The organism is Micromonospora sp. NPDC049799 (assembly GCF_040656655.1).
In the GTDB taxonomy this organism is placed as follows: Bacteria; Actinomycetota; Actinomycetes; order Mycobacteriales; family Micromonosporaceae; genus Micromonospora.
Genome location: NZ_JBFAMU010000339.1, coordinates 1 through 5,424 on the forward strand (window position 1 = coordinate 1; position 5,424 = coordinate 5,424).

The 5,424-nt window shown below is 72.5% G+C and carries 3 protein-coding genes; 1 reads left to right on the forward strand and 2 read right to left on the reverse strand.

Annotation, left to right across the window (positions count from 1 at the left end; all coding sequences use genetic code 11):
- Window positions 1–84: 84 nt before the first annotated feature.
- Complete coding sequence (locus tag AB0I76_RS21530) at window positions 85–2,568, reverse strand: DNA topoisomerase (ATP-hydrolyzing) (protein ID WP_357038224.1); 2,484 nt, start codon at window positions 2,566–2,568, stop codon at window positions 85–87.
- Window positions 2,569–2,600: 32 nt separating this feature from the next.
- Complete coding sequence (locus tag AB0I76_RS21535; protein ID WP_357038227.1) at window positions 2,601–4,658, reverse strand: DNA topoisomerase IV subunit B; 2,058 nt, start codon at window positions 4,656–4,658, stop codon at window positions 2,601–2,603.
- A gap of 257 nt (window positions 4,659–4,915) precedes the next feature.
- Between AB0I76_RS21535 and AB0I76_RS21540 the strand changes: the two genes are divergently transcribed.
- The coding region (locus AB0I76_RS21540) for a class I SAM-dependent methyltransferase (protein ID WP_357038230.1) at window positions 4,916–5,424 on the forward strand (509 nt) is incomplete at its 3' end.

Here is a 5,424-nt window from a genome sequence, read left to right on the forward strand (position 1 = left end):
GTCCGATCTGGCTCCCCGCTCCCCGCGACCCGGGCCGGGGGGACCCGCGCGGCGGCCCGCCGGCGGGCCCCGTCGGGCGGCGGGTCAGGGGCGCTCGACCTGGTGGCCGATCACCGTCGGGCCGAGCATCACGGCGAAGCCGGAGCCGTCGCGACGCGGGTCCGCCGCCGGCAGCTCGACCGGATCGCCGTTCGCGGTGGCACCGACCGGACGCGGACCGACCCACGCCGCGACCACGTCGGTCTCACCCTTGAGGAACCGCTGCGCGCGCACGCCGCCGGTCGCCCGGCCCTTCGCCGGGTACGCCCCGAACGGCGTCACCTTGACCGTGGCGCCGGTGGAGGTGACCACCATCGGGTCGCCGTGCGTCGGGTCGTCGGTGCGGACCGCGCCGAAGAACACCACCCGCGCGCCGGCCGGCACGGTGACACCGGCCATGCCACCGCCCTTGAGGCCCTGCGGGCGCACCAGCGTGGCCGGGAACCGCAGCAGGGACGCCTCGGAGGTGACGAAGGTCAGCGACTCGGCGCCGTCGGTCAGCCAGGTCGCCCCGACCACCTCGTCACCCTCACGCAGGCCCATCACCTCGAACTCGTCGGACCGCACCGGCCAGTCCGGCGCGCACACCTTCACCACGCCCAGCCGGGTGCCCAGCGCCAGGCCCGGGGACCCGTCCGCCGACGACCCGAGCGGCGCCAGCCCGACCACCGTCTCGCCCGGCTCCAGCGGCACCAGCTCGGCGGCGGACATCCCGCCCCGCAGCGACACCGTGCCGGCCTGCTCGGGCAGCACCGGCAGGGGCAGGACGTCGACCTTGAACGCCCGGCCGGCGCTGGTGACCAGGAGCACCCGGCCCCGGGCGGTGGAGTGCACGACGGCGCGTACCGCGTCGTGCTTGACGCGGCCCTGCCGGCGGCGCCCCTCGGAGGTCTCCTCCGACTCCGCCGCGGTCCGGGCGACCAGCCCGGTCGCGGACAGGATCACCTGGCACGGGTCGTCGGCGACCTCCAGCGGGCCGGCCGGTACGGAGGCGGCGAGGACCTCCTTGAGGTCACCGTCGACCAGGGTGGTGCGGCGCGGCGTGCCGAACTGCTTGACGACGGCGGCCAGCTCGTCGGAGACGACCTTCCTGAGCACCGCCTCGTCGTCGAGGATCTTCGACAGCTCGGCGATCTCGGCGCGGAGCTTCTCCTGCTCGGCCTCCAGCTCGATCCGGTCGTACTTCGTGAGCCGGCGCAGCGGAGTGTCCAGGATGTACGTGGCCTGGATCTCGGAGAGCTTGAACTTCTGCATCAGGCCGTCCTTGGCGGCCTGCGCGTCCTCGCTGGCCCGGATCAGCTTCACCACGCGGTCGATATCGAGCAGCGCGATCAGCAGGCCGTCGACGAGGTGCAGGCGCTCCTGGCGCTTGCGCCGCCGGTACGCGCTGCGCCGGGTCACCACCTCGTACCGGTGCGCCAGGAACACCTCCAGCAGCGCCTTCAGCCCGAGGGTGCGCGGCTGCCCGTCGACCAGCACCAGATTGTTGACGCCGAACGACTGCTCCAGCGGGGTGAGCCGGTAGAGGTCGGCGAGCAGCGCCTGAGGATTGACGCCGACCTTGCACTCGATGACCAGACGGGTGCCGTTCTCCCGGTCGGTGAGGTCCTTGACGTCGGCGATGCCGGTGAGCCGCTTGGTCTTCGTCACCTCGGTGGTGATGGCGGCGATGACCTTCTCCGCGCCGACGCCGTACGGCAGCTCGACGACGGTGATGGCCTGCCGGCCGCGGCTGCCCTCCAGGGGACCGATCTCCACCTTGCCGCGCATGCGCACCACGCCGCGCCCGGTCTCGTACGCCCGCCGCACCTCGTCGAGGCCGAGCAGCAGGCCACCGGTGGGCAGGTCCGGACCGGGGACGAACTCCATGATCCGGTCCAGCGTGGCGTCCGGGTGGTTGATCAGCCAGCGCGCGGCGGAGACGACCTCGCCGAGGTTGTGCGGGATCATGTTGGTCGCCATGCCGACCGCGATGCCGGAGGCCCCGTTGACCAGCAGGTTCGGGAAGGCTGCCGGCAGCACGGTGGGCTGGGTCAGCGAGCCGTCGTAGTTCGGTTCGACGTCGACGGTGTCCTCGCCCAGCTCGCCGACGAGCAGCATCGCCTCGCGCGACATCCGGGCCTCGGTGTAGCGGGCGGCGGCGGGGCCGTCGTCCGGTGAGCCGAAGTTGCCGTGCCCGTCGATGAGCGGCACGTTGAGCGAGAAGTCCTGGGCCAGCCGCACCATCGCGTCGTAGATCGCGGTGTCGCCGTGCGGGTGGTACTTGCCCATCACGTCCCCGACGATGCGGGCCGACTTGACGTGCCCCCGATCGGGTCGGTGGCCCTGCTCGTGCATCGACCAGAGGATCCGCCGGTGCACCGGCTTGAGGCCGTCCCGGGCGTCGGGCAGTGCCCGGCTGTGGATGACCGAGAACGCGTACTCCAGGTAGGAGTCGGAGACCTCGGTGACCAGGGGGTTGTCGAAGACCCGCGCGCCGGCCTGGTCGAACGCGGAGAGGTCGACCTTCGTTTCCTTGCGGCGTGCCATGGCTCAGCTTTCCCCTCGAACGGCAGCGGTCGTCATGCGTCGATCGCCTCCCGGTCGACCCGGTCGGCGGAGTCGATCAACCAGTTGCGGCGCGGCTCGACCTTCTCCCCCATCAGCAGGTCGAGGATGCGCTCGGCGGCGTCGATGTCGTCGAGGGTGATCCGGCGGACCGCCCGGGTGGCCGGGTTCATCGTGGTCTCCCACAGCTCGTCGGCGTCCATCTCTCCGAGACCCTTGAAGCGCGGGATCGGGGTGACGATCTGCTTGCCGGACTTCTCCAGCCGGCGGACCGTCGTCTCCATCTCCGCCTGCGTGTACGTGTAGACCGTCTGTGGGTTGCGCCCCCTGGTGGTGATCTTGTGCAGGGGCGGCATGGCCGCGTACAGCCGGCCGGCCTCGATCAGCGGGCGCATGTAGCGGGCGAAGAGCGTGATCAGCAGCGTACGGATGTGCGCGCCGTCGACGTCGGCGTCGGCCATGATGAGCACCCGCCCGTAGCGCATGGCCGACAGGTCGAACGTGCGGCCGGAGCCGGCGCCGAGCACCTGCACGATCGCGGCGCACTCGGCGTTGTCCAGCACCTGCTGGAGGTTGGCCTTCTGCACGTTGAGAATCTTGCCGCGGATCGGCAGCAGCGCCTGATACTCCGCAGACCGGGCAAGTCGCCCCGTTCCCAGAGCGCTGTCCCCTTCCACGATGAACAGCTCGCTGCGCTCGATGCCGGCCGACCGGCAGTCGACGAGCTTGGCCGGCATCGCCGCGCCCTCCAGGGCGGTCTTGCGGCGGGCGGCGTCCTTCTGCTGCTTCTGGGTCAGGCGCACCCGGGCCGCGTCGACGATCTTCTGGAGCACCGTACGGGCCTCGGCCTTGGTGCGCCGGTCCTCCAGCCAGGCCTTGACGTGCTGCTCCACCTGCGACTGGAGCACCTTGGTGATGCCGGCGGTGGACAGCTCGTCCTTGGTCTGCGACGTGAACTGCGGCTCCGGGATCCGGACGTGCACGACGGCGGTCATGCCCTCCAGGACGTCGTCCAGGGTGGGCGCGTCCTCCTTGGCCTTGAGCAGGCCACGGGTGTTGCGGATCGCGTCGGCGAGGGTGCGCGCCAGGGCCCGCTCGAAGCCCTTGCGGTGGGTGCCGCCGTGGGCGTTGCGGATGGTGTTGGTGAAGCACTCGACGGTGCGCTCGTAGCCGGTGCCCCACCGGAAGGCCACCTCGACCTCGGCGCGGCGTTGCACGTTGGACTGCATGACGCCGTTGGCGTCGGCGGCGTTCTCCCGGTAGGTGCCCTCGCCGGTGACGAGCAGGGTGCCCGAGACGGGCCGGTCGCCGGCCGGCGCGAGGAACTCCACCATGGCGGTGAGTCCCTCGGGATAGTGGAAGCGCTCCTCGGTCGACTCCTCGCCGGTCTCGTCGCGCAGGCGGTAGTCCACGCCCGGCACCAGGAACGCGGTGTTGCGCAGCTTGGTGCGGACGGCCTCGACGTCGAGCGCCGCGCCGGTCTCGAAGTAGCGGGCGTCGTGCCAGTAGCGGATCGAGGTGCCGGTGCGCTGGCCGCGCTTCATCCCGCCGACGACCTGGAGGCCGGGGCCGGCGGTGAAGGGCGCGTCCGGGCCGTCGCCGTCGAAGATTCCCGGTACGCCGTGCCGGAACGACATGGCGTGGACCTTGCCGCCGCGGCGGACCGTCACGTCGAACCGCTGGGAGAGCGCGTTGACCGCCGACGCGCCGACGCCGTGCAGGCCGCCGGAGGTCTTGTAGCCGGAGCCGCCGAACTTGCCGCCCGCGTGCAGCCGGGTGAGCACCAGTTCCACGCCGGAGATGCCGGACTTGGCGTGCACGTCGGTCGGGATGCCCCGGCCGTCGTCGTCGACCTGGACGGACCCGTCGGCGTGCAGGATCACCGTGATCGTCGTGGCGTGACCGGCGACACCCTCGTCGGTGGAGTTGTCGAGGATCTCGTTGACGAGGTGACCCACGCCACGGCTGTCGGTGGAGCCGATGTACATGCCGGGCCGCTTGCGGACGGCGTCCAGCCCCTCGAGGTGCGTGAGGTCGTCGGCCCCGTACAGGGTCTCAGGCTCTGCGGTCAACTGGTCGTACTCCCCGGTCTCGGCGGTGTGCTGCCGCTTCCCGGCGGGTGTGGCCGGCGCGGCACGCCGCAGCGAGCCTAGCCGTACGCCCCGACAACGCCGTGGACGCCCGCTCGACCCGCCGCATCCGGCCCAACGGTCGCGGGCGCGGGACGATTCCGGGCGGTGACCCGGTCGACACCCTGTTGTCGGTGGGGACCGCTATCGTGTCGGCGGTCGTGCCCCGGGCGGGGCACGCGTACGGGAGGGGGCCCGGCATGCGCGAGGACGACGCGGATCGGCTGGCGGCGGAGTCGCTCGCGGCCGGCGATCCGACCGGCTGGTTCGACCGCCTCTACCGGGAGGCGGCGCGGGGCGCGGCGGTGGTGCCCTGGGAGCGCAGCGCTCCGCACGGCCTGCTCGTGGACTGGACTTCCGCGCACCACGTCGCCGGCGACGGGCGGCGGGCGGTCGTGGTCGGCTGCGGGTACGGCCGGGACGCCGAGCACCTCGCCGGTCTCGGCTTCACCACCGTCGCCTTCGACATCTCCCCCACCGCCGTGGCCGCCGCCCGGGAGCGGCACCCCGGCTCCGCCGTCGACTACCGGGCCGCCGACCTGCTCGACACGCCGGCACCGTGGCGGCACGGCTTCGACCTGGTCGTGGAGAGCATGACCGTCCAGGCACTGCCGCTGGGGCTGCGGTCGGCCGCGACCGCCGCGGTGGGCGAGCTGGTCGCGCCGGGTGGCTCGCTGCTGGTGATCGCCGCCGGGCGCGGCGACGTCGA